This is a genomic window from Pseudenhygromyxa sp. WMMC2535 (assembly GCF_011083025.2).
Map to the genome: position 1 here is coordinate 7,174,145 of NZ_JABJWV010000001.1, position 25,037 is coordinate 7,199,181.

The 25,037-nt window shown below is 70.2% G+C and carries 16 protein-coding genes and 2 tRNA genes; 10 read left to right on the forward strand and 8 right to left on the reverse strand.

The window, feature by feature from the left end:
* The 7 genes from G6O69_RS27895 to G6O69_RS27925 all read right to left on the reverse strand — a co-directional run bounded on the left by G6O69_RS27895 (position 1) and on the right by G6O69_RS27925 (position 13,770).
* On the reverse strand, positions 1-4,680 hold the full coding sequence (locus G6O69_RS27895; RefSeq protein ID WP_172306521.1) for a DEAD/DEAH box helicase: 4,680 nt from the start codon (positions 4,678-4,680) through the stop codon (positions 1-3).
* Positions 4,677-5,039: a hypothetical protein gene (locus G6O69_RS27900; protein WP_172306522.1), complete on the reverse strand. Its 363-nt coding sequence runs from the start codon at positions 5,037-5,039 to the stop codon at positions 4,677-4,679. The genes G6O69_RS27895 and G6O69_RS27900 overlap by 4 nt, the downstream gene beginning before the upstream one ends.
* 293 nt (positions 5,040-5,332) lie before the next feature.
* The gene (locus tag G6O69_RS27905) at positions 5,333-7,600 is read right to left on the reverse strand and encodes a hypothetical protein (protein ID WP_172306523.1); all 2,268 of its coding nucleotides are present in this window, start codon (positions 7,598-7,600) and stop codon (positions 5,333-5,335) included.
* A 26-nt stretch (positions 7,601-7,626) separates the two neighbouring features.
* Positions 7,627-8,451 (reverse strand): hypothetical protein, encoded by an 825-nt coding sequence (locus G6O69_RS27910; protein WP_172306524.1) that lies wholly within the window; start codon positions 8,449-8,451, stop codon positions 7,627-7,629.
* Positions 8,448-10,469 (reverse strand): sigma 54-interacting transcriptional regulator, encoded by a 2,022-nt coding sequence (locus tag G6O69_RS27915; RefSeq protein WP_346017093.1) that lies wholly within the window; start codon positions 10,467-10,469, stop codon positions 8,448-8,450. Before G6O69_RS27915 ends, G6O69_RS27910 begins: the two co-directional genes overlap by 4 nt.
* Positions 10,375-11,649, reverse strand: coding sequence for a hypothetical protein (locus tag G6O69_RS27920; RefSeq protein ID WP_172306526.1), 1,275 nt, complete (start codon positions 11,647-11,649; stop codon positions 10,375-10,377). The genes G6O69_RS27915 and G6O69_RS27920 overlap by 95 nt, the downstream gene beginning before the upstream one ends.
* Positions 11,650-11,883: 234 nt before the next feature.
* Positions 11,884-13,770, reverse strand: a complete 1,887-nt coding sequence (locus G6O69_RS27925; protein WP_172306527.1) for a serine/threonine-protein kinase — start codon at positions 13,768-13,770, stop codon at positions 11,884-11,886.
* Between the two features lie 177 nt (positions 13,771-13,947).
* Between G6O69_RS27925 and G6O69_RS27930 the strand changes: the two genes are divergently transcribed.
* The 10 genes from G6O69_RS27930 (at position 13,948) to G6O69_RS39455 (ending at position 24,678) form a co-directional block, all read left to right on the forward strand.
* The gene (locus G6O69_RS27930) at positions 13,948-15,849 is read left to right on the forward strand and encodes a long-chain fatty acid--CoA ligase (RefSeq protein WP_172306528.1); all 1,902 of its coding nucleotides are present in this window, start codon (positions 13,948-13,950) and stop codon (positions 15,847-15,849) included.
* 119 nt (positions 15,850-15,968) lie between these two features.
* Positions 15,969-16,040, forward strand: a tRNA-Val gene (locus tag G6O69_RS27935).
* A gap of 221 nt (positions 16,041-16,261) precedes the next feature.
* Positions 16,262-18,034: a threonine--tRNA ligase gene (thrS, locus tag G6O69_RS27940; protein WP_172306529.1), complete on the forward strand. Its 1,773-nt coding sequence runs from the start codon at positions 16,262-16,264 to the stop codon at positions 18,032-18,034.
* Positions 18,035-18,425: 391 nt separating this feature from the next.
* On the forward strand, positions 18,426-19,175 hold the full coding sequence (gene infC, locus G6O69_RS27945) for a translation initiation factor IF-3 (RefSeq protein ID WP_172308346.1): 750 nt from the start codon (positions 18,426-18,428) through the stop codon (positions 19,173-19,175).
* 184 nt (positions 19,176-19,359) lie between these two features.
* Positions 19,360-19,563: a 50S ribosomal protein L35 gene (gene rpmI / locus G6O69_RS27950; protein ID WP_172306530.1), complete on the forward strand. Its 204-nt coding sequence runs from the start codon at positions 19,360-19,362 to the stop codon at positions 19,561-19,563.
* A gap of 3 nt (positions 19,564-19,566) precedes the next feature.
* The gene (gene rplT / locus G6O69_RS27955) at positions 19,567-19,920 is read left to right on the forward strand and encodes a 50S ribosomal protein L20 (RefSeq protein ID WP_172306531.1); all 354 of its coding nucleotides are present in this window, start codon (positions 19,567-19,569) and stop codon (positions 19,918-19,920) included.
* Between the two features lie 103 nt (positions 19,921-20,023).
* Positions 20,024-21,154, forward strand: a complete 1,131-nt coding sequence (pheS, locus tag G6O69_RS27960) for a phenylalanine--tRNA ligase subunit alpha (protein WP_172306532.1) — start codon at positions 20,024-20,026, stop codon at positions 21,152-21,154.
* Positions 21,148-23,718 (forward strand): phenylalanine--tRNA ligase subunit beta, encoded by a 2,571-nt coding sequence (gene pheT, locus G6O69_RS27965; protein ID WP_172306533.1) that lies wholly within the window; start codon positions 21,148-21,150, stop codon positions 23,716-23,718. Before pheS ends, pheT begins: the two co-directional genes overlap by 7 nt.
* A gap of 115 nt (positions 23,719-23,833) precedes the next feature.
* Positions 23,834-24,118, forward strand: coding sequence for an integration host factor subunit alpha (locus G6O69_RS27970; protein ID WP_172306534.1), 285 nt, complete (start codon positions 23,834-23,836; stop codon positions 24,116-24,118).
* Between the two features lie 20 nt (positions 24,119-24,138).
* On the forward strand, positions 24,139-24,678 hold the full coding sequence (locus G6O69_RS39455) for a MerR family transcriptional regulator (protein ID WP_217909926.1): 540 nt from the start codon (positions 24,139-24,141) through the stop codon (positions 24,676-24,678).
* A 195-nt stretch (positions 24,679-24,873) separates the two neighbouring features.
* Here the strand turns inward: G6O69_RS39455 and G6O69_RS27980 are convergent.
* Positions 24,874-24,947: transfer RNA gene (locus G6O69_RS27980), tRNA-Pro, on the reverse strand.
* Positions 24,948-25,037: the final 90 nt, after the last annotated feature.

A 25,037-nucleotide genomic window follows, 5' to 3' on the forward strand; every position in this document is an offset into this window, starting at 1 on the left:
TCAGCCCTCTGGGACGGGCTCGGGTTCGGCCCGCTCGACCTCGGCGGCCGGCTCGGGCTCGTCGGCCGCGGGGGCCTCGGCCTCGGGGGCCGGCTTGGCCTTTGCCTTGGGCTTGGCTTTCGCCGTGGTCTTGGCCTTGGTGGTCTTCGCGGGGGCCTTGGCCTTGGGTTTCGCCTTGGGCTTGGCAGCGTCGGCCTGCTCGGTGTCCGCGTCGGCCTGCTCGGCGTCCGCGTCTGCCTGCTCGGCGTCGGCCTTCTTGGAGGCGCTCGCCTTCTTGGAGGCGCTCGCCTTCTTGGAGGCGCTCGCCTTCTTGGGAGCGCTCGCCTTCTTGGAGGCGCTCGCCTTCTTGGGAGCGCTCGCCTTCTTGGGAGCGCTCGTCTTCCTGGGGGCGTCGGCCTTCGGGGCGTCAGCGTCGGCCTTCGGGGCGTCAGCGTCGGCCTTGGGGGCGTCAGCGTCGGCCTTGGGAGCGTCAGCGTCGGCCTTGGGAGCGTCAGCGTCGGCCTTGGGAGCGTCAGCGTCGGCCATGGGAGCGTCAGCGTCGGCCATGGGAGCGTCAGCGTCGGCCTTGGGAGCGTCAGCGTCGGCCATGGGAGCGTCAGCGTCGGCCTTCGGGGCGTCAGCGTCGGCCTTCGGGGCGTCAGCGTCGGCCTTGGGCGCGTCGTCCCCAGCGTCCGTCTCCTCGCTCGAGGGGTCTCGCGTGTCATCGACACGCAGCGCCGGAGCGTCGACCTCCTCGACCTGGAGGAGGGTGAGGCTGACGCCCTCGTGGACCGAGCCGTCGAGGCGGGTGGTCACCGTCTCGTAGTGCTGGACGTCCATGCGGAACAGGCTGCTCGCCTCGCGGACGGTGAGGTCCTTGACGGCCTTGCCGTGTAGGCCGGTGACCCGGCGCAACAAGGAGCGGATGCCAGAGGACTTCTGGCCGTGGCGCCGGCCGAGGTTGAGGCTGACGCGGATCAGCTGGTCTTCCTCGGCGTGGGCGGAGATCAGCTCGACGCCGTCCTCGACCTCGGCAGCGACCTCTGCGGCCGCCTCGCGCCGGGGCGCCCTGGACGGCTTGTCGTTGCTGCTGCTGCTGCCGCTGCCGCTGCTGTCGTCATCGGCCGAGTCGTCGCGCTTGTCGTCCTCGCGCTCGAAGTCGGCTGCCGAGTACTTGGCCGCCCAGACTTCCCAGAAGTCCTTATGGGGCGGGCAGGTGAGCTCGGGCGGGGGAGGGGGCGCCTTCTTGCGGCGGCGACGGCGGCGGCGCTTCTTCTTGCGCGGCTGATCGTCGTCGTCGTCGGCAGAGTCGTCGTCGTCGTCCTCGCTGGTGTCTGCCGAGGCGTCGGAGCCTTCGTCGCTCGGCGCAGCGCTGTCGTCGCTCGCCGCGGCGCCCTCGGATTCGGAGCCCTCGGCAGAGGCGTCCGCGGCTGCGGGGACCGCCGCGGTGGCTTCGGCGCTGGCGTCCTCGGGCGCCTGCGTCGGCTCGTCGTCGCTGCCCTCGGTGTCCTCGTCCTCGGTGTCCTCGTCAGCGTCGTCGACCTGGTCCTGGTCCTGGTCCTGGTCCTCGGCGTCGCTCTCGGTGAGGTCCTCGACCTCCATGTCCTCGTTGATCTCGTCGAAGACGGCGCGACGTCGGCCCTTGAGGGTGAGCTCGTCGAATTCGTTGATCTCGCCAAACTGATCGCGGACGGCGTCGAGCTCCTGCTCGTCGATGTCGATGACGATCTCGTCTTGGGAGACGCGGACCTCCTCGGGGACGGCGGGCGCGTCCTCTGGGCGACGGCGACGGCGACGGCGACGGCGACGGCGACCGGAGCTCTGGGCGCCCTGCGCCTCATCGCCCTCGTCGGAGCCCTCGGAACCATCGTCGTCTCCGCTCTCGCGGTCGGAGCCCTCGGAGTCCTCATCGTCGCCATCGCTGGCGCGATCGTCCTTGGACTTGCCCCTGCGAGAGCGACGGCGACGGCGACGGCGCTTGCGCTTGGGGCGATCGTCGCCCTCGTCACCCTCGCCCTTGGCGTCCTCGGAGTCCTCGGAATCATCGTCGGCGCTCTCGGAGCCCTCGTCGGCGCTCTCGTCTTCGTCACGATCGCCGCGGGCCTGGCTCTCGGCGTCCGCGCTGTCTTCGCTGCGACGGCGACGACGGCGACGACGCTTGCGCCTGGGCTCCTGATCCTGCTCGGGATCTTGGTCCCGATCCTGCGCCTGACCTTCGATCTGATCCTGGATCTGATCCTGGTCTTCGCTGGCGTCGGGGCGATCGGCGGCGTCCGTGAGGGCGGCGGCGGTCACGGCTGCGACGGTCTCGTCGGTCCCGGCGTCGCTCGTCACCGGCTGGGCGTCGGCCTGCTCCGGGGACGCCTCGGCGGCCGTGGTGTCGGCGGTCTCAGCCTCTGCGGGGGAGGGCTCCTCTTCGCGGCTGCGCCGGGTCCGGCGACGGCTGCGATCGCCACGCTCGCGGCTGCGCTCCCGATCCTGGTCTTGGTCGCGGTCTTGGTCGCGGTCCCGGCTGCGGCTGCGACGACGGCCGCGCTCGCGGCTGCCCTCGTCCTCGCTCGGGGCCTCGGGATCGCGCTCGCGGCTGCGCTCCTCGTTGCGGGCCTCGTTGCGGGCCTCGTTACGGGCCTCGTTGCGGGGGCGGCTGCGCTCCTCGCTGCGGGCGTCGCCGCTGTCTCCGTCACGGTAGCGGTCGCGCCCACGGCCGCGCTCGCGGTCCCGGTCCCGGTCACGGTCACGATCGCGGTCACGTCCACGGCCGCGCTCGCGTCCACGATTACGGTCGTGCCCACGGCCACGCCGACGGTCATCGCGGCCGTAGTCGCGGTCACGGCCGCGCTCCTCGCTGTCGCGCTCGTCTCGCTCGTCCTCGCCGCTGTCTTCGGCGTTGTCCTCCGCCGCGTCGTCGCGGCGACGGGCGAGGCGCTTGCCCTCGATGGCCTCGTTGAGCAGGTAGGCGACGACCCGCTCACCGCGGGGATCGGCGACCAGCTTGCGCGCGAGCAGCAGCCACTCCGGGGAGACCGGCTGCGAGAGGTCGTGGCTGATGCGGTCGAGCTTGACCTCGGTGCGCGTGGCGGTGAGCTGCTCCTTGGACGGGAGCTTGCGCTCGTGGAACTGGATGCTCTTGTAGCTCTTGGTCAGCGTGTAGAAGTTGCCGATCTCGAGCGGCGAGACGATGCTCAGGGCGATGCCCGTGCGCCCCGCTCGGCCCGTGCGCCCGGTGCGGTGCACGTAGGACTCGGCGTTCTCCGGGAAGGAGTAGTTGATGACGTGGCTGACGTGGCTGATGTCGATGCCGCGGGCGGCGACGTCGGTGGCGACCAAGAAGCGCAGCTTGCGGTCGCGGAAGCGGCCCATGACCTTCTCGCGGGCGATCTGGGTAAGGTCGCTGGACAGGGCCGCGGCCGAGTAGCCGGCCTTCGACAGCACGTTGGCGACCAGCCGGGTCTCCTCGCGGGTGTTGCAGAACACGATCGCGGAGGAGGGGTCCTCGACGATCAGGATGTCGAGCAGGTCGCGGGTCTTGATGGTGCCCGAGGTCGAGTAGTAGGCGTGATCGATCTCGGCCGCGGCGATCTCGTCGCCGGACAGCTCGATCCGCACCGGGTCCTTCATGTTGCGCCGAGCGATGCGCTCGATGTCCCGGGGGACCGTGGCCGAGAACAGCCAGGTCTGGCGCTCGCGCGGGCACGCCCCGAGGATCGAGCGGATGTCCTCCAGGAAGCCCATGGAGAGCATCTCGTCGCACTCGTCGAGCACCGCGGTGCGGACCTTGGACAGGTCCAAGGAGCGCCGACGGATGTGGTCGAGGACGCGGCCGGGGGTGCCGACGACGGCGTGGACGCCCCGGGCGAGGGCGTCGAGCTGCGGGGCCATGGCGGTGCCGCCGTAGACCGGGAGCACCTCGACGGGGGAGTCGACGGCCAGGCGCGTGAGCTCGACGCAGACCTGCTTGGCGAGCTCGCGCGTGGGCAGCAGGACGATCAGCTGGACGCCGGTCTCCTTGGCGGGGCCGGCCTTGAAGCCCTTGGCCAGCCAGGGCATGCAAAACGCCCCGGTCTTGCCGCTGCCGGTGTGCGACTGCACGAGCACGTCGGCGCCGCTGATCATGGTCTTGAAGGTGCGGGCCTGGACCTTGGTGGGCGCCGGCCAGCCGATGGAGTCGACGGCGCTGCGCAGCCAGGGCGGGAGCGCGAGCTCGTCCCAGGTCGCGGGCACCGGCTCGGGCGCGTCGTCGCTGTCGTCGTCGCTCTCGTCCGAGCTGCCGCTGGCGTCGCCGCTGTCGGAGTCGTCGCCGCTGTCGGAGTCGTCGCCGCTGTCGGAGTCGTCGCCGTTGGAGCCGTCGCCGCTGTCGGAGTCGTCGCCGCTGTCGGAGTCGTCGCCGCTGTCGGAGTCGTCGCCGCTGTCGGAGCCGTCGCCGCTGTCGGAGTCGTCGCCGTTGGAGCCGTCGCCATCGCTGGCGCCGTCGGCCGAGTCCTCGCTCGTCGAGATCTCGCTCGCCGCAGCTGCGACGCTCGAGTCGGTGGACGCCTCCGGGGAAGGTGCAGCCGCGCTCGTGTCGGGATCGGGATCCGGAGCGGCGGTGTCCTCTACCTCGTCGGCCGCAGCCTTGCTGGGCTCGACGGAGGTCTCGGGGTTGTCAGGCTGGGCTTGTTTCGTTTGGTCCGGTGATTGGTCGGATCCCGTGGTCTCGGTCATCGAGAAGAACCTTGGAGCGCGCTGAGCTCCTCACGTGCTGCGCTCGCGTCCTTCCGTCGGTTGCGCTCTCGAACGAAGAATTCATCGATTCGTTCGAGTTCGTGCGCCACGTCGGGGCTCGCATCGTGACAGGCAGCGTGGGTCTCGCGGAGAAGGTTGGCGAAGTCGTCGTGAGCCTCGGGGTCGGCTCCCCCGGTTGGCGAGCCCAGCCAATTGCGTGGCTGAGGTCGATCCATCAGAGCCAAGAGCCGCTCCTGCATGAGCTCCACACGGAGTTCGCAGTCGATTTTGTCGGCAGGGAGGCCCGGGAGCTGTTGCCACAGCCCGATCGCTACTCCCCAGAGGGCGAAGACGATCAAGACCACCGTACCGGCGATGCGAATCCACGTAAAAACGCGATTGCGGCTCGCTGATTGAGGCTGGTTCAGTGCGCCGAAGTGTTTCAGGAAGCCGCGCCCCGGTCAAGGAGAGGGGTCTCGGGGGTCAGTGGAGATCTCGGGGGCGCGAAGCCCGGAAGTGGGGCGCGCCCCATCGCCGAAGATCGCCTTGCGCGCCAAGCGCTGACGTCGTCCGGATCATCCGGAGCATCCGGATCATCCGGATCAGGCGGACAGCGCGCAAACTCGCGCATGGCCAGCGCAAGCCGGCTAAATCAGCCACATTGGTCGGACCCGCGGCTGCGGGTCGTGAACTGGAAGAGCTTGGACAGCAGCAGGGGGAAGGGCGCGTCGCTCGGCCGTAGCCGGCGGATCAGGCAGCCGCGCTTGCCCTCGCCGCTGTAGCAAGTGTCCGGGTCGTTGAGATCGTAGGCGAAGTCGCTCTGCTCCATCCAGGAGCCGCGATCGAGGGGCGTGACCGTGGTCGAGGCGTCGAAGTCGCGCAGGAGCACGCGCACGAGCACGCCGTCGTCGAGTTCGAAGGCCTTGGCGATGGTGGCCGTGGGCACGCCGTCTGTGGTCTCGACGATGGCCGATCCCTCGCGGAGATCGAGGATCTCGAAGGGCGCGGGCCCACCGGGCTGGCCGACGGCGGAGTAGGCCGTGACCACGTAGAGGCCGGGATCGACGGGCATCAGGAACTGCCCGTTCTCGTCGACGCGGCTCTGGTAGTAGTAGGGCCCCGGGGGATCGCCGTCTTCGTCCTCGTCGCGCAGGCGCTCGGCGGCGAACACGGCGTTGGTCACCGAGCAGTCCACGCTGCCGTCTGCGCAGACGATGCGCCCGCGCAGGAGCACCCGCGGCTGGAGCTCGAAGGTGCCGAGATCCGCGGTCTCCGCGTCCAGCTGGATGGTCTGGCTGGACGAGCGGAACACCGAGCCCTGGGGCTGCTCGATGGTCACGGTATAGGCGATGGACTCGGCGTCGACGTGGCCGGGGGTCAAGGACACGCTGCACGGCTCGTCCGCGGGGCACTCGTTGACCTCGCGGACGTAGCGGCCGGCCGAGCCGTCGCTGTTCGTGGCCGTGGGCGTGCAGCCGGCCAGGGCCCACTCGAACTGATCCGGGGGCTCCCAGGGCGTCTCGAAGCGGACCTGGGTGAAGGCCTCGCAGCTGCTGATGCTGGGCGGCGGCGTGGGATCGACGTCGCTCTCCTCCGCGGGCAGGCAGTCCGTGGAGCAGCAGCTGTAGACGCCGAGATCGTTGGTCAGCAGCTCGACGGGATCGCCAGTGATCTCGAAGGTGACGGTCTGCGGGGAGCGCCAGTCGGGCAGGCACAGCAGCTTGTCGATGGGCACGCGGCGATCGGCGCCGGGGGAGCCGGGATCGAAGAAGGGCTGATCGAGGGAGAAGACGGCGTTGGGCAGGCCGGTGTCCGCGGGGGTGGTGACGCGGACCAGGAACTGGCGGTTGAGCGCCTCCTCGCTGGCGTCGATGCCCTCGCAGTAGGTGTAGAGCCACGCCGGCGCGAAGCCCCCCACGGCGTCGGGGTCCTCCTCGGCGGTGATCGAGGTGGTCGAGCCCGCGGTGACCCCCTCGAGGTCGAGGGCGCAGCTTCCGGCGCCCAGGTTGCAGGCCCAGCCGGTCGGGCACTCGGTCTCGGCGTCGCAGGCCGGGCCGGATCCGCCGAGCACCGTGGACAGGCTGGCGATCGCCTCTTCGTGGACGAATTCGATGGTCGCCCCACCCACCGGATCGCCGCCGATGACCTGGACGGCGCCCTGATCGCCGATGATCCCCCGGTGGCAGCGCTGCTCGGCCAGGGCGTCGAGTTCGACCTCGTCGCCGAGGGGATCCGCGATGGCGCGGTACATCGATCCGCGGCTGCCGCTCTCTGCCGGCGCGACCTCGAGCAGGGCGACGGCGTGGGCCTCGAGCGCGGCGCTCTGATAGCGCGGCCAGTCGAGGTCCACGGGGGTCGGGAGCTCGCCCTCGGACAGGGGGGGATCCGGGTTGGTGTCGTAGAGCTCCGAGCTCGAGGCCAGCGGGGTCAGGCCGAGGCGGGAGCTGGCGCTGAGATCCAAGTTGGCGCTGACGGGCTCGATGCAGGTCAGCGCGTCCTCGTCACACTCGCCGGTGCAGTCCCCGGGGCAGGCGCTCACGGCCCGGGTGAGGGTCGCGCTGAGGCTCATCTTGTCGAGGATCGAGGCGCTGTCGAGGATGCGCAGCTCCGAGCTGCCGAGCTCGGTGCCGACCTCGGGATCGCAGCCGAGCAGCTCGATGCGCGCGTCGCCCTCGCGGATGTCGAAACCGAGGGCGGCCCGGGGCGGGAGCTCCTCGGGGACGCAGATGCCTTGCTCCACGGAGCACACCGCCCCGGTCCCGCAGTCGGCGTCGTCCTGGCACTCGGCGGTCGGGTCGCGGTCGACGGTGCTGCATCCGAGCTGCGCGCCGGCGAGGGCGGCCAGCAGCCAGCTCGCGGCCCAGCACAGGGCAGACCCGACCTGCTTGGGCCTGCGCGCCAGCGTGGAGCGGGTGTGCATGGACGGGGACATTGTGTCCAGGGGTGCTAGGGCGAAGCCTCGGTCTCGACGCAATTGCAGCCCTCGTCGCCCTCTTCGAGGCACTGAAATACGTATGTCTCGATGTCGTAGGTCGCGCCAGCGGCGATGTCGGGGACGCCCTCGAGGACCACGGGCATGGTCTCCACGTCGACGTCGGTGTTGTCGATGATCGTCGGCTCGGTCTGGAACCAATAGCGGTCCGTGACCATGACCGTGAGCGTGTGCATGCCCGGGCTGATGTCGCGGCCGGCCTCGTTACATAGGTCGAAGCGCCCCGACTCGCCCTGCAAGGTGATCGAGCGGACGAAGGGGCGCGGGCGCTTGATGACCGCGAACTCGTAGGAGCTCACATAGAGATCGAGGGGGAAGCGCGGATCGAGGTAGCTGCGGTAGGCGACGTAGTCGAAGGCCGACTCGCCCAAGGTGGGGTTCCAGTCGAGGAGCAGCGCGGCGTAGAGCGAGTCGCGGGCCTCGCCCTCCTCCTCGTCGGCGTCCTCGGCGAAGAGCAGCACGCCGCCGAGGCGGTTGTCGTCGAGCTTGTCCTCGCCGCAGATGCAGAACTGAAACGAGCTCTGGCTGGGATCGAGATAGGAGGGCAGGGCGGTCAGCGGGGCCATGGGGCACGACTGGGTATCGGCGTCACAGGCCGCGCCGGCCTCCTCGTCCAGGGGGATGCCCTCGACCAGGCGGACCGCGTTGCTGTTCTCGTCGGTGGTCCGGACCTGGATGTAGGTGTCGGGGATGATGCAGGCGTGGCCGACCAGTCCGACGAAGGCGGTCAGCCCCGCCACGGCGAGCAGCCGCGCGTATCCCCGCGAGCGCGCGCTCATGACTGCTTCTCGGCCCGCTCTTTCTCGATCTTCTCGAGGTGGCGGAAGATGGTCCGCGGGTCGACGCCGAGGTCCCGAGCGGTCTTGGTCCGGTTGCCGTCGTTGAGCGCGAGGACCTTGTTGATATAGTCCCGCTGCCAGCGCTCGCGGGCCTCGGTCAGCGGGATGATCTGGTCGATGGACTCGGAGCCCTCGGGGGCCGTGAGATCGAGGTCCGCCGCGGTGATCTTGGGGCCCTCGGCGAGGACCATGGCCTTCTTGATGTGGTTCTCGAGCTGGCGAATGTTGCCCGGCCACGCGAAGTTGAGCATCGCCCGGCCGGCGCCCTCGTCGAAGCAGGTCTGGGCGTCGAAGCGCCCGCCGAACTCGGGGCTGAAGCGGCTGACGAGGTAGCGGGCGATCAGCAGCACGTCGTTGCCGCGCTCGCGCAACGGGGGCAGCTCGATGCCGATCACGTTGAGGCGAAAGTAGAGGTCCTCGCGGAAGTTGCCCTCGGAGACCTCCTTGCGCAGGTCTCGGTTGGTCGCCGCGACCACGCGCACGTCCACGGGCACGGTCTTGGCGTCGCCGACCCGCTGGATCTGCCGCTCCTGGAGCACGCGCAGCAGCTTGACCTGGAGGGCCAGCGGCATCTCACCGATCTCGTCGAGGAAGATCGTGCCCTTGTCGGCGGCCTGGAACTTGCCGATCTGGTTGGCGATCGCGCCCGTGAACGCGCCCTTGACGTGGCCGAAGAGCTCCGACTCGATCAGGTTCTCGGGGATCGCCCCGCAGTTGACCGTGACGAAGGGGCCCTTGGCCCGCGGCGAGCGGTTGTGGATCTCGTGGGCGATCAGCTCCTTGCCGGTGCCCGTCTCGCCGGTGATCAGCACGGTGATGTCGGTGCTGGCGACCTTCTCGACCCGCTTGTAGACCTCGATCATCTGCGGGCAGGCGCCGATGATCGAGCCGAAGCGGAAGCTCTCGAGGCGGTCGGCGAGCTCGGTCTTCTCGCTGCGCAGCTCGTTGAGCAGCTTGGCGTTCTCGAGGAAGAGCGCGGCCTGGGCCGCGAAGATCTCGAGGGTCTCGAGCTGCTCGGCGGTGAACAGGTCGATGACGTCGTTGTTGCCGACGTAGATCAGCCCCAGGAGCTTGCCGCGGGCCAGCAGAGGCACGCACATCACCGAGCTCAGGGCCAGGTTGATGACCGAGAGGCTGTTTTGGAAGCGCGTGTCGTGGAGCGCGTCGGAGATGATGTGCGGCTTTTTGGCGGTGATGACCTCGCGGATGATGTCGTCGGAGAGCAGCGCCGCGGGATCGTCGACGGGCTGGCGCTCGAGGTTGCGGGCCACGCGGATCTCGTAGTTTTGCGCGGCGTCCTCGGGGCTCTGGCCGACCTGGGCGGGCACCGTGCCCCCGGCGAGGACCAGGAAGCCCTTGCTGGCCCGGGTCAGGCTGACGACCTGATCGATGAGCTCGTCGAGCAGGCCGTCGAGGTCGGCGGGCTCGGTCAGCAGGCGCGAGAAGGTCTGCAGGCGCTGCATGGCGGCCAGGCGGATCTTCTCTTCGTCCTCGAGGCTGCGCCCGTCGGACTCGGTCTCGTCCTCGTCGATGGTCGAGAAGGTCAGCTCGAGGCCGCCGATCACGAACATGTCGCCGTGGCTGAGATCGAGGCTGCGGGTCTTCTTGCCGTTGACGAAGAAGGGGTTGGAGCGGGCCGTGGACTCGAGCCGGAAGCGCCCTGGCTCATGGGTCAAGGTCGCGTGGGCCGAGGCCACGTCGGGGTCCTCGATGCGCAGGTCCGAGTCGGGCGAGGAGCCCAGGGTGATCAGGCGACGGACGAGCATGAAGCGCTCGATCTTGCCGCCGGGGCCCGAATACTGGAGGTGAGGCATGGGCGTGAAGGAGGGGAGGGAGAGGGTGCTCGAGCGCAGGGGATCGCGCTCAGAAGTCCAGGCGCAGGCCGAGGCCGGCGCCGCCGGGCAGGCCACCGGGGCCGGGCAGGAGGATCGTGCTCGGGCGCATGCGGAGCTTAGCACTGGGCTCGACCGGGCCATTGGGTGCGGGCCGAGCCGCGGGGTCGGGTTTTGGTGCGGTCCCGTCCTCGGCTTCGGGGTCGTCCCCCGAGCCCGCGGGCTCCTGGCGCCGGCGTCGAGGGGAGGGATCGGCGGTGGTCAGCTCGCTGCGCGGGACCTCGCCGACGCTGACGATCTCGAAGCGCTTGAAGAGCACCTGAGCGAGGGTGATGTCGACGACCACCGCGCCGAGGAAGACGAAGCCCATGACGGCCTCGGCGTTGCGGATGCGCTCGATGTCATCGCGGACCGCGTCCTCTTCCTCGGCGGGGACGTCGACGGAGCAGACCAGCGACTCCGGGCGAAAGCCGGCGGTGCGCGTGCAGCCGTAGACGGCGCTGCGGACGAGCAGCAGGCTCAGGCCGGCGACGCCCGAGATCAGCTCGAGGCCCAAAAAGGAGCCGCCGAGGGCGTAGCGGCCGTTGGTGAAGTGGCCGACGCCGCCGGGGATCAGCGCCAGGCCGCGGTTTCGCTGGATCACCTGGGTGCGCTCGACGAGCTGGGCGTCGAAGTCGGCCTGGAGCTGGTCGTAGCGCTCGATGGCGGCGTCGTAGTCGGCCTCGAGCTCGGCCAGATCGGCCTCGCAGGTCAGCAGCTTGCCCTGGCAGGCCTCGGCCGCGTGGGAGTCGCGCTCGGCGCGGACCTTGGCCGCGATATCGTAAAAGGCGCGGCCGTGCAGGCCGCTGGGCGGGGCCCAGGCGCTCGAGTCGTCGAGCATGCGCTCGATGTAGCCGCGGGCGAGGGCCTCGCGGTCCTCGAGCACCAGGCCCTCGTCGTAGAGCGTGGCCTCGGCGAGGTAGCGCAGAGCCTGCTCGCGCAGCAGGGGATCGTGGATCCCGTCGCCTTCGCGGACGAGCGGCTCGAGGAGATCGCGGACCTCGGTCCACTGGCCGTTGCGCCAGGCCTCGATGGCCGCCTCGACGACCTCGTGGGTGTCTTGCTCCATGCGCGGCGCGTCGGTGTCGGCCGCGGGCGTGCGGCCCGAGGGCGGCGCGGCCTGGGATGCCACGGGGGTCGTGGCGATCGCCGCCATGAGCGTCACGGTCGTCACAGCCGTCACGAGCGCCTTGGTCGCCGTGATCGCCGTGGTCGCCTCGAGCGCCTTGGAATTGACGCGCAGCGCGCTGAGCCTCTCTCGCAGCATCCGTGCCGTGCGAGCGGAGGGTACCGGAAAAACGCGGCTCACGCCTGGGTTGGCGTGCCGGCACGGACCCGGCGCAGCGGTCGGGCAGGCGGGCAGGCGAGCGCTGGCCGGCCCAAGAGCCCGGTCATCGTGAGAGAATCATCATGCGCCTTTGCCGGAGCCCTGGCGCCGAGGGCCGCCTGCGCTGGTGAGCAGATCGACGCGCGAAAACGCTGCGCGATCGCCCCTGGAGATCTACTCGAGCTTCTCGAGGGAGACGACGACCGTGTTCGTCCCGGGCGTCAGGCGCAGCTCCTGGGTCTCCTCGCGGTAGCTCTTGGCCTTGAAGACCAAGGTCACGAACATCTCGGTCTCGTTGCGCGAGAAGGGCAGGGAGGGGAAGTTGCTGGCCCGGCGATCTTTGACGGAGCAGCCCTTCTTGCAGCTGACGCTGAGCTCCTTGAGGGGGATCTCGGCCGACTGGAAGCTGAGCACCGCCGGCTTGCTGCGGGCGCGCAGGATCACCGGCCCGGCGGAGCAGCTGCTCTGGTCGAGGATCACGGCGCCCTCGTAGCTCTCGCCGACGAGGGAGACGCGGGTGCGCGGGGCGACCTCGAGCTCGACGCTGGCCCTGGCGGGGAGGTTCTTGCCGGTGCCGGCGACGGACAGGCGGTAGTCGCCGCCCGCGAGCACGGCGGCGGGGAGCCCCTCGATCTCGAGGGTGCAGGGGAAGGAGAGCGCGCCCTCGGGGGGCGGGCGCCCGCCCCCGGACGGCCGGCCGCCGTCTCCGACCTCGTCCTGGCCCGCGCCGGCCGATCCCGCGAAGCCCGTGGTCGAGCCGCCATCGGCCTCGTCCTCGCCGGTCTCGGTCTCCTCCGTGTCCGCGACGCCAAAGGGCAGGGGCGGGCGGTCGGGGTTCTGCGCGGGGATGTGCTGGTAGGCCCCGCCCGGGCCGGCGAGCATGGTGTCCTCGCTCTCGAGGCTGCCGGGCTTGGGGGGATCGGGGCGCAGCAGGAGCACGCCGGCGGCGATGATGCCCATGGCCGCCAGGCCGCCCGCGACCGCCGCGGCCTGGCGCATGCGCTGGCCGCGAGCGCGGACCTTGTCGAGCATCGCCGCGGCGCGCTGATCTCGGGGATCGATCTCGAGCACGCGGCCGAGGAGCTTGAGGGCCCGGGCCCCGTTGCCGGCGCGCATGGCCTGGGTCGCCCGGCGGGTGAGCGCCCGACACACGCGCTCGTCGAGCTTGGGCAGGTAGGTGTCGGGGTCGCCAAAGTAGCCGGCGAGCTCGGCCGGGCTGGGCTCGAGCTCCAGGCCGGCGAGGTAGGCCTCGAGGTCCGCGGCCAGGCTCTTGGCGCTCTGGTAGCGGTCCGCCGCCTCGCGGGCCAGGGCCTTGGCGATGATCGCCTCGAGGTCCTCGTCGACCTTGGGATCGACCAGCGAGGGCCGCTTGAAGTCGCCCTCGAGGATGCGGTTGAGCACCTGGGCGGGGTTGCGCCCGGAGAAGGGCAGCTCGTTGGTGGCGAGCTGATAGAGCATCACCCCGAGGGCGAAGATATCGATGCGTTTGTCGACGGGCTTGCCGCTGATCAGCTCCGGGGCCATGTAGGCCGGGCTGCCCAGGAGCTGCCCCGTGGTCGTCAACCGCTGCGTATCGAGGATCTGCGCGATGCCGAAGTCCATCAGCTTCAGGCAGCCGTCGTCGCGGATCATCACGTTCTCGGGCTTGATGTCGCGGTGCACGATGCCCATGGAGTGGGCGTGCTCGAGGGGCAGGCACAGGCGGTGGGCGATCATCGCCGCGAGCGCCGGGCGGGGGCTCCAGCGCTCGTCGAGCCAGTCCCGGAGCGTGACCCCGTGGATGAACTCGCACACGATGTAGCTCTCGGCCCCGCTCGCCGGGTCGGAGCTGTCGAAGATCTCGACGATGTTGTCGTGGCGGAGCTTGGCGACGGTCTTGGCCTCACGCTGGAGCCGCCGGCGAGACTCCTCGCGGTCGGCCAGGTGGGTGTGCAGGACCTTCACCGCGACCTCGCGATCCAAGATCGTGTCGCGGCCGCGATAAACCACGGCCATGCCACCATGCCCGACCTCCTCGAGCATGTCGTACTTGTCGAGCTTGTGCCCGGCGAGGCTAGGCATGAGACGGAGGCGTGGGGCTCGCAGGCGCGGGCCGACCCGACGATGTTCGGCTGAAATGACGCTCGCGTCCACTGAACGCGGGCGATGGGCCGCGCGTGAGCATGGCGCGGTTTGCGGGGTTTGTCAGCCCCGGCGGAGTGGCCCCCTCGGCCCGCGCTTTCGTTATCCTCGGCGCCAGTGAGCAGTACGCCCCGTTTCGAGCCGCGGCCCGCCGAGGGGCTCAACTATCCCAACATGGCGCGCCTGTTCCTCGCGCGCGCCCGCAAGAACCCGGAACAGACGGCGCTGCGCCACAAGCTCGACGGCGTCTGGCGCCCCATGAGCTGGCGCGCCTGGGAGCACGCCGCCCGCGAGATCGCGGCGGGGCTCATCGCACCGCTCGGCGTGCGGCCCGGCGAGCGCGTGGCGATCATGGCTGGGACGCGCGTGGAGTGGGCGCTCTGCGATGTCGCCGTCGCCCTGTGTGGGGCGGTCAGCGTGCCGATCTACGCGACCTCGACGGGGGCGGAGATCGAGTTCGTGCTGCGTGACGCGGGCTGCGAGGTCGCACTTTTCGAACACGCCGAGCAACTGAGGCGCCTCATCGCGCACGGGCGGCCACCGTGTCTGCGCCATGAGATCGTCATGGATCCGCGCCCGCTGGGTCGGAAGGCCGCGGTGACCCTGGAGTCGCTCGATCCGGCCCCCGAGGAGGTGGGGCGCATGAGCCTCGACGATCTCCGCGCCGCGGGCGATCTCGTCGCCGCGGCCGCGGACATCGAGGGGGCGGTCGCGGCCCGCGGCCTCGAGGATCCCTTCACCATCGTCTACACCTCCGGGACCACGGGGCGGCCAAAGGGCGCGGTGCTCAGCCACCGCAACCTGGTCTACGAGGCCTGGGCGATCAAGAACAGCGTCGCCGTCGACCGCACCGATCAGCACCTGCTGACCTTGCCCCTGGCGCACATCTTCGCCCGCCACCTGCTGTGGGCCGGAGTCGAGAGCGGGGCGGTCACGGCCTTCGCCGAGCGCGGGCTGAGCTCGGCGGTCACGGACATGGCCGAGGTCGCCCCCACCTATGTCGGCGCGGTGCCCCGCTTCTACGAGAAGCTCCAGCTGAGCATCGAGGCCGAGCTGGCCAGGCGCAGCCGCCCCGAGCGCAAGCTGATCGAGCTGGCCTTCGAGACCGGCCGCGAGGTCAGCGATTGCCGCCAGCGCGGCCGCGCGCTGCCTCCGCTGCTCGCGGGCCGCTACCGCGCCGCCGACAAGTTGCTCTTCGAGAGCATCCGCGCGCGCTTCGGCGGCAAGCTGCGCTTCTTCATCTCGGGCGCCGCGCCCCTGTCCCGGGAGACGGCCGAGTTCTTCCACGCCATGGGCCTGCTCGTGCTCGAGGGCTACGGCCTGACGGAGACCACGGGCGCGACCCACGTCAACCGCCCGGACCGCTTTCGCTTTGGCACCGTGGGCCCGGCCTTGCCCGGCTGCGAGGTGCTGATCGCCGAGGGAGGGGAGATCCTCTTGCGCGGGCACAACGTGATGCACGGCTACCACGGCCTGCCCACGGCCACGGCCGCGGCCATCGACGCCGACGGCTGGCTGCACACGGGCGACGTCGGCGAGCTCGACGAGGGCTTCTTGCGGATCACGGATCGCCTCAAGGACATCATCATCACGGCCGGGGGCAAGAACATCGCCCCGCAGAAGCTCGAGAACCGCCTGCGGGCCCGGCCGGGCATCGCCCACGTGCTGGTCACGGGAGATCGCCGCCCGCACCTGGTCGCGCTCATCGGCCTCGACCTCGACGACATGTTGGCCGTGGCCGAGCGCGAGGGCCTGGGCTGCCGCGACTACGCGGACCTCGCTCGGCACCCGAGGATCCGCGAGGAGATCGCCGCCGAGGTCGACGCCCTCAACCGCGAGCTCCCTGGCTACGAGACCATCAAGCGCTTTGCGATCCCCGCGCGCCCCTTCGAGGCCGAGCTCGTCACGCCCACGGGCAAGCTCAAGCGCAGGGCCGTGGAGGCCCACTACGCCGAGCTGATCGACGGCCTCTACCGCGGGCGGCGGCCGGGGCCCAAGTGGCCGGCCGCGACCATGTGAGGGACCATGTGAGTCCAGTCGCGTTGTTTTCGACCGCGGGGGTGGGCCAGTGCCTTGACCTCGAAGGCGGGCCGCGATACCTACCCGGTCCCCGATGCCGAGGCGTCAGGGACCCCTGAAGGGCTGTAGCTCAGGGGTAGAGCGCTACCTTGACACGGTAGAGGTCGGCGGTTCAAAGCCGCCCAGCCCTAAAACCCCGGGAGTTCGCTCCCGGGGTTTTTCCTTGCGCCCGCGCGGAGCGGTTGCCAAGCTTTGAGGACCGATGTCCCCCCGCGCGCCCAGCACGAATTTTGCCCGGCTGTACGGGGCGGACACTACGACGACTACCACCCGGTGAGCGCACCCCCGGCGTGGTCCCGAGCCTGCTCGCTCGGCCCCTGCCGGGGGCCGAAGCGAACGAGGGCCCAAAGCCATGTCTTCCGAACACGACCAAGAAATCGCCCACATGATCGACCCCACGGTTCCCGAGCTGTCCAAGCTCGAGACCATGCGCCACAGCGCCGCGCACGTGATGGCCGACGCCATCAAGCAGCTGTGGCCCGCGGCCAAGCTGGCCTTCGGTCCGCACACCGAGGACGGCTTTTATTACGACATCGAGATGAGCCACCGGCTCTCGCCCGACGACTTCCCGGCCATCGAGGAGAAGATGCAGGAGATCGTCAAGGGCAAGCACCCCTTCGTGTGCGAGGCGGTCGAGCGTGACGCGGCGGTCGAGCTGTTCCAGGCCGCCAACGAGACGTTCAAGGTCGAGGCCATCTCCTCGATCCCCGAGGGCGCGCCGCTGACCCTCTATCGCAGCGGGGACTTCGTCGATCTCTGCCGCGGCCCCCACGTCGAGAACACCGGGCAGATCCGCGCCTTCAAGCTGCTGCGCGTCGCCGGGGCCTACTGGCGGGGCGACGAGAAGGGGCCGATGCTCCAGCGCCTCTACGGCACGGCCTTCCCCGACAAAAAGCAGCTCAAGAAGTACCTGGCGGACCTCGAGGAGGCCAAGAAGCGAGACCACCGCAAGCTCGGCGTCGAGCTCGGGCTGTTTCACTTCGACCCCATCGCCCCGGCCAGCCCCTTCTTCACGCAGCGCGGCGCGACGATCTACAACCTGCTCCAGGAGTACGTGCGCGGGCTCTACCGCAAGTACGACTACGGCGAGGTGATCACCCCGCAGATCTTCGACATGGATCTGTTCCGCACGAGCGGGCACTACGATCACTACAAGGACAACATGTTCGCGTGCGAGATCGACGAGCGCGAGTTCGGGGTCAAGCCGATGAACTGCCCCGCGCACTGCGTGCTCTACCGCCAGTCCCGGCACAGCTACCGCGAGCTGCCGATCCGCATGGCCGACTTCGGCCGCCTGCACCGCTACGAGCGCGCGGGCGTGACCCACGGGCTGACGCGGGTGCGGACCTTCTGCCAGGACGACGCCCACGTGTTTTGCCGCGTCGACCAGCTCGAGGACGAGATCGAGGCCGTGACCAAGATGATCCTCGAGACCTACGAGGTCTTCGGCTTCGAGGACGTGGAGATCGAGATCTCCACGCGCCCCGAGAGCTACCTCGGTGAGCTCGAGACCTGGGAGCGGGCCGAGCAGGCCCTCGCCGGGGCGCTCGAGCGCCAGAACATCGACTACAAGATCAACGCGGGCGACGGGGCCTTCTACGGGCCGAAGATCGACTTTGGTGTGCGCGACGCCCTGCGCCGGCCGTGGCAGCTGGGCACCTGCCAGCTCGACTTCCAGCTGCCGGAGCGCTTTGGCCTCGAGTACGTCGACAGCGACGACGCCCGCAGCCGGCCCGTGATGATCCACCGGGCCATGCTCGGCAGCCTCGAGCGCTTCTTTGGCGTCTACCTCGAGCACACGGCGGGCAAGTTCCCGACCTGGCTGGCCCCGGTGCAGATCGCCATCTTGCCGATCACCGACGCCCACCAGGGTTGGGCCGACGAGGTCGAGGCCGCCTGCCGGGCCGCGGGCCTGCGCGTGGAGACCGATCGCCGCAGCGAGAAGCTGGGCCTGAAGATCCGCGAGGCCACGCTGATGCGCGTGCCCTACATGCTGGTGCTCGGTGACAAGGAGGTCGAGGCCCGGGCCGTGGCTCCGCGCAGCCGCGACGGCAAGACCGGCCCGGCCGAGGCGCTCGCCGACTTCGTCGAGCGGATCTCTGCCGAGGGCCGCGTCCCGGCCTGAGCTCCCCTCGCCTGGATCTGCCGGCCTGCTCGGCCCCGGCAGTCGACCTCGGGTCGGCCTCCGGGGCCGAGTCGCGCGTGGGTCAGGGGGGGGAGGGCGTTGGCGTCGACCCCGCCCAACCTGCCCCTGGGCCCGCTGCGCGCGAGCCTGGGCCAACTTGCGCTCGTCCGCCGTGGCCGGCCGCCCGGGCGTGGAGCCGGTGTCAGGGAGGTGTCGCGGGGTGGGTGGCTCGTGGGCTCGCCAGCCGCTGGGCGGGTGGCCGGGGCTCCATGCCGGATCTCGGGGGCTCTTGACGAACGCTGCGCGACGGGGGAACTTGGCATAGGCTTGTCGCGCTGCTCACGCAGATGGCTGCGCTTCAGGCTGCGAAGATTTTCAGGAGAGCAAAAAGATAGGACGCAAACGCTCTAGGCCCGCGCCGCGAAAGCGGGAAACTCATCGTGTCGGTCGTCGCATTCGAGTTCGCGAAGTTCGAGTGATCGACGCCGACGGGTCACAGCTGGGGATCTTGCCCACGCAGGACGCCATGCAACGCGCCGAAGAACAGAGCTTGCAGCTCGTCGAGGTCAACCCCAAGACCTCGCCGCCGGTCTGCAAGATCATGGACTACGGCAAGTTCAAGTACGAAACGGCGAAGCGCGAACGAGAGACCAAGAAGAACAAGAAGAGCCAGGAGCTCAAAGAGGTCAAGTTTCGGCCCAAGACCCACGACCACGACTTCGACTTCAAGGTCAAGCACGCGCGCCGCTTCCTCGAGGACGGCAACAAGGTCCGGCTGCTGGTGCAGTTCCGCGGCCGCGAGATCACCCACCCCGAGACCGGACGTGACGTGCTCAACCGCGTGGTCAAGGCGCTCGCCGATCTCGCCACCGTCATCCAGATCCCCTCCATGGAGGGCAACCGGATGAACATGATCCTCGCGCCCAAGCCGCGCCGGGATGGTGGTGGTGGCGGCAACAAGCCCAAGCCGCCGGCGCGCAAGCCCGACTCGGGCGGCGCGAGCAAGGCCGACTCGGACGACGAGCCCGAGACCGACGAGACCGACACCAAGGATGCGCCCGAGAGCGAGCAGTCCGAGTCGAAGCCCGCAGCTCAGGAGAGCGGCGAGAGCAAGGACACGGCCGCCGAGTCCCGGGCCTGACAGCCAACGAAAACCAGGCGCTCCCAGCGCTCCCGCCGAGGAGCGCCTGGGGGCGACACCAACCCGAGCGTCGGCGCGCGCCCTTGCGAGTCCCGGCGCTTCAGTGTAAACAGCCGACCCCCCAGCGCGGCCGTTCAGTTCGGCCACGGGGGTGCGACGACGAGTCGAACAGAGGTTCATCGCCATGCCCAAGATGAAATCCCACAGCGGGTCCAAAAAGCGCTTCCGGTTCACCGCGACCGGCAAAGTCAAGCGCAAGCACTCGCACAAGAACCACATCCTGACCAAGAAGAACCCCGACCGCATCCGTCGGCTCCGTGGCACGACCACGGCCTCCAAGCCCGACGAGGTCCGGATTCACGCGCTTTTGCCCTACGGAGCCAAGTGAGCCATGCCCCGCGCTAAACGAGGATTTAAAGCCCGTCGCCGCCGCAACCGCGTGCTCAAGGCCGCCAGCGGCTTCCGTGCCGGTCGCCGCACCATGTACCGCCGCGCCGCCGAGGCCGTGCGCCACGCCTGGATGCACGCCTACTCGGGCCGCAAGCAGAAAAAGCGGACCATGCGGCGTCTGTGGATCGTCCGTATCAACGCCGCCGCCCGCCAAGAGGGCCTGAGCTACAGCCGCATGATGGACGGCTGCAACAAGGCCAACATCGGCCTCGACCGCAAGGTCCTCGCCGAGCTCGCCATCGTCGACCCCGCCGGTTTTGGCAAGGTCGTCGAGACCGCCCGGGCCGCCCTCTAGACTCCACCTCGACGTCGTCGCAGCAAGACCCGGGCCTCACGGCTCGGGTCTTTGCGTTTGACCTCCCCCAGCGCATAGCATCCCGCCGGATCCGAACCCGACCATGTCCGACGCCAAACAAACACCCGAAGACGACACCTCCGAGCGCCTGCGCGCGGAGCTCGAGGCATTCGAGGCGGCCCTGCCAGCGGCCGCCGACGAGGCCGGGCTCTACGAGCTGCAGGTGCGCTTTTTGGGCAAGAAGGGCTCGGTCACGGCGCTGCGCAAGCGCATGGGCAAGGTGCCCCCGGAGCAGCGCAAGGCCCTGGGCAAGGCCTTCAACGAGGTCAAACAGGCGATCGAGGGCGGCCTCGAGCGTCGCCGCGTGGAGCTCGAGTCCCAGGCCCGCGAGCGCGAGCTCTCGCGCCGCGTCGACCTCGGCTTCGTCCCCGAGCGCGCGCGGGCTGGGGCGGTGCACCCGATCACCGCCACGCGCCGCGCCCTCGAGGTGATCTTCCGGCGCATGGGCTTCGACGTCCTCGACGGCCCGCACGTCGAGGTCGAGGACTACAACTTCGATCGCCTCAACTTCGAGCCCGAGCACCCCGCCCGGGACATGCAGGACACCTTCTTCGTCGATCCGCCCGCGGGCGCGGCGGCCAGTGGGGCAGGGGCGGCTGCTTGGGATCCGGCCAAGAGCTTCGTGCTGCGCACCCACACCTCGCCGGTGCAGGTGCGGACCATGCTCAGCCACCGCCCGCCGATCCGCATCGTCGCCCCGGGCACGGTCTTTCGCCGCGACGACGACCCCACGCACTCGCCGATGTTCAACCAGATCGAGGGGCTCTACGTCGATCGCGGGGTGACCATGGCCGACCTCAAGGCCACGCTCTACGGCTTCGTGCGCGCCTTCTTTGGCCCGGGCCTGATGGTCCGGCTGCGCCCGAGCTTCTTCCCCTTCGTCGAGCCCGGCGCCGAGTTCGACATGCAGTGTCCCTTCTGCCGCGCGCCCGGTGAGGGCGAGCAGCCAAACGCCGGCTGCGGGCTGTGCAAGCACACCGGCTGGATCGAGCTCGGCGGCTCGGGGATGGTCCACCCCGCCGTGTTCGAGCGCTGCGGCCTCGACCCCGAGGTCTACACCGGCTGGGCCTTCGGCTTCGGCATCGACCGCATGGCGATGCTTCGCTACGGCGTCCCCAACCTCAAGCACTTCTTCGAGGGCGACCTTCGGGTCCTGGAGCAGTTCCCATGTTGATCTCCTGCACCTGGCTCGACGAGCTGCTCACCCTCCCCGGGGGCGCGCGCGTCGACGTGGATCCCAGCACCCCCGCGGGCGCCTCGCCCCATGCGGCGGCCGCCCTGGCCGATACGCTGACCGGCCTCGGCCTCGAGGTCGAGGGCCTGCACTACTTCGATCTCCCCAAGGTGATCGTCGGTGAGATCCGCGAGATCACGCCGCACCCCAAGGCCGACAAGCTCAACGTCGTTCGCCTCTTCGACGGCGCCGCCGACGTCCAGGTGGTCTGCGGCGCCTCGAACCTCCCGGCGATCGGGGGCAAGGTCGCCTTCGCGCCGCTCGGGACCACGCTCCCCGGCGGCCTGGAGATCGGCGCGCGGACCCTGCGTGGCGTCGACTCGAGCGGGATGATCTGCTCCGAGGCCGAGCTCGACATCGGCGGTGACGACGAGGGGATCTTGGTGCTCCCCGAGGACTGGGCCGCGGGCAGCTTGCTGCGCGACTGCGTCCCGGGGATCCGCGACGCGGTCATCGAGATCGCCGTGACCCCCAATCGCCCCGACGCCCTCGGGCACCTCGGCGTGGCCTGGGATCTCGCGGCCAAGCTCGGGGCCGAGCTGAAGGCCCCCGCGCCCTGGCGCGCGCCGGCCGAGCTCCCCCGGGAGCCGGGCCTGGTCGAGCTGCGCGCGGGGGATCGCTGCCCGCGTTACTTCGCCGTCGGCCTCGAGGGGGCCACGGTCGGGCGCGCGCCCCTCGACGCCCGCGTCCGCCTGCACCGCGTGGGCCTGCGCGCCATCAACGACGTCGTCGACGTCACCAACTACGTGCTGATGGAGACCGGGCAGCCGCTGCACGCCTTCGACCGCGACAAGCTGGCCGGGGGCAAGGTGGTGGTGCGCATGGCCGGGGAAGGGGAGGCGATGACCACCCTCGACGGCACCGAGATCGAGCTCGGCGCGGACGATCTGGTGATCGCCGACGGCGAGCGGCCCCAGGCCCTGGCCGGGGTCATGGGCGGCGAGGACTCCATGGTCGCGGCTGGGAGCGGCGCGTTGCTGCTCGAGGTCGCCTACTTCGCGCCGCCGGGGATCCGCCGCAGCGCCAAGCGCTACGGCTTCCACACCGACTCCAGCCACCGCTTCGAGCGCGGGGTCGACCACGGCGAGAAGCTCGAGATGGCCCTCGGTCGGGCGCTCGCGCTGCTCGCCGCCTGGTGCGGGGCGACGTGCGTGGCCTGGCACGAGGCCGTGGGTGAGCGGCCCGAGGCGCCGACGATCGTCCTGCGCCCCGAGCGGGTCGCGGGCCTGCTCGGCCTGAAGATCCCCGAGGCGCGCTGCGAGGAGATCCTGCGTGGTCTCGGCGTCGAGCTCGTGCGCGAAGGGGATGCCTGGCGGTGCACGCCTCCGAGCTTCCGCCCGGACCTCGTGCGCGAGGCCGATCTGATCGAGGAGATCATGCGCCACCACGGCCTCGACGCGATCCCGGCCGTGCACTGCGCGGGCAGCCAGCGCGCCGAGCCGATCCCCGAGGACCCCCAGCGCGCCCGGGTGGAGCACCTCTCGGGGCTGCTCGCCGCCCGCGGGCTGGTCGAGCACCTGTCCCTGGCCTTTGGCGCCGAGGAGGCCATGGCGCCCTTCACCGAGATCCCGGCCGAGCGCATGGTCCGCGTCAGCAACCCCCTGCGCAGCCAGCTGGCGGTGATGCGCACGCACATGCTCCCGGGGCTGCTCGACGCTGCGGCCTTCAACCACGCCCGCCACGATCGCGATCTGGCGATCTTCGAGCACGGGCGGATCTACAGCTGGCCCGAGGGCGAGCGGGCCGCGGGCGAGGGTCCGACCGCCGCGGTCGATCGTCGCCTGCCCGAGGAGCACCGCCGCGTGGGCATCCTGCGCATGGATCGCGGGCGCCCGGCTGATGAGAGCGCGGCCGCAAGGGCGGCCGCAGAGGGGGCGCGGGCGGTGATCGCCGACCTCCTCGGGGTCCTCGAGGCCATCGGTCTGTGGGCGGAGCCCGCCGCCGCGGCGATCGTGCCCTGGCTGCACCCCGGCGTGCAGATCGGCCTGTGGATCGGCGGCCGCCAGGTCGGCGTCGCCGGCGAGCTGCACCCGGACCTGCGCGACGCCCACGGCTTCGACGGCGCCCAGCTGGCCTATGGCGAGCTGTGGTTCGAGGCGCTGCCCGTGCTCGGACCCGTGCAGTTCGCGCTCACGCCTCGCTTCCCCTCGAGCGCTCGGGATCTCTCCTTGGATCTCGCCGACGGTATCTCTGCGCACGATGTCAGTCGCGCGATACGCGAGGCTGCGGACGCGCTCGCCAACGAGATCTCCAGCGAGCACCCCGATGACCCCCTGTGTCTGGGCTGGTCTGCGGAGTCAGGTACCCACCACGCCGTCGAGGCCATCGAGGACTACCGCGGCAAAGGCGTGGAGCCTGGGCGTCACGCGCTGCTGCTGCGCTTGCACTACCGTGCAGGGGAGCGCAGCGTGACCGACGCGGAGGTTCAGGCGCTCCACGACGCCATCGTCACCGCCGCCTGTGATCGCTTGCGTGCCCAGGACGGAGCCCTCCGGGTCCGCTAGCGGGTCACCTCGAGCTTAGACCGATGTCTCCTCTTGCCCCCAAAATATTCAATGATGACGGGGGCTTGTGTCGGCGCTCGAAGCAGGCGAGGATGGGCGTTCACGGAGGAACTGGATGACGAAAGCCGACATCGTCGAGCGCGTTTGCGAGCGGGTCGGGGGCTTCTCCAAGAAGGAGGCCGCGGACCTCGTCGATCAGGTCTTCGACACCATGAAGTCGGTGCTCGAGACCGGAGAGAAGATCAAAATCAGCGGCTTCGGGAATTTCGTCGTGCGCGAGAAGAAGCCGCGCCCGGGGCGAAACCCGCAGACCGGTGAAGAGATCACCATCGAGGCCCGGCGGGTGCTGACCTTCAAGCCCAGCAACGTGCTCAAGTCCGCCATCAACGGCGAGAGCTGAGCGCGCGATCGCTTCGCTTCATGGGGGCATCGAAGAAGAAGGTCGCGCGAAAGCGCGGCGCCAGGAAAGCTGGTGCGGCGAAGCCCGCGGCGGACGGTGACGAGCTCGATCTCGGCACCGACAAGCTCTACTTCAAGATCGGCGAGGTCGCGGAGATCGTCGGGGTGGCCGCCCACGTGCTGCGCTACTGGGAGGGCGAGTTCGCGATCATCAAGCCGCAGAAGTCGCGCTCTCAGCAGCGGGTCTACCGCCGCAAGGACGTCGAGAACCTGCTGCGGATCAAGCACCTGCTCTACGAGCGCAAGTTCACCCTGGCCGGGGCGCGGCAGGAGCTGCGCGGGGGATCCGCGAAGATCGAGCCGGCCGCCGTCAACGGGATCTACAAGGCCCGCCAGTCTCTGGGCCGCGTGCGCGAGCAGCTCGACCTGCTCGCGGTGGCCGTGCGCTCCGAGGCCATGGAGCACGCGGACCCCTCCACCTTCGTGCGAGAGGTCGGCGGGGCCGAGGCGCTCCTGGCCGACCAGACCCTGCTCGCGCGGCCCGACCGCGAACGCGGCTGAGCCCGAGTCTCGGGGACGAGCGCAGCGTGGTGCCGCTGGGCACGGCCACCGCGACGCGCTCGAGCTGGGCCGCTCGCCAAGCGCGGGCGCGGGTCACCGCGGGTCACGCTGCTGTCGCGCAACATGCGTGTGTGCGAGGGTCGTGCGCGAGACAAAAAAAGAGAGCGGTCCGTTTGGACCGCTCTCCCCGTCGTATCGGGGCGAAAGGATTCGAACCTTCGACCCCTTGACCCCCAGTCAAGTGCGCTACCAGACTGCGCTACGCCCCGACGGGAGCGGGTAGATAACAGCTCACCGGCGAGGGGGCAAGGGGGTGGTGGGGCTTTTTCGTCGCGGCTGGGGAGGCTATGACGAGGCCC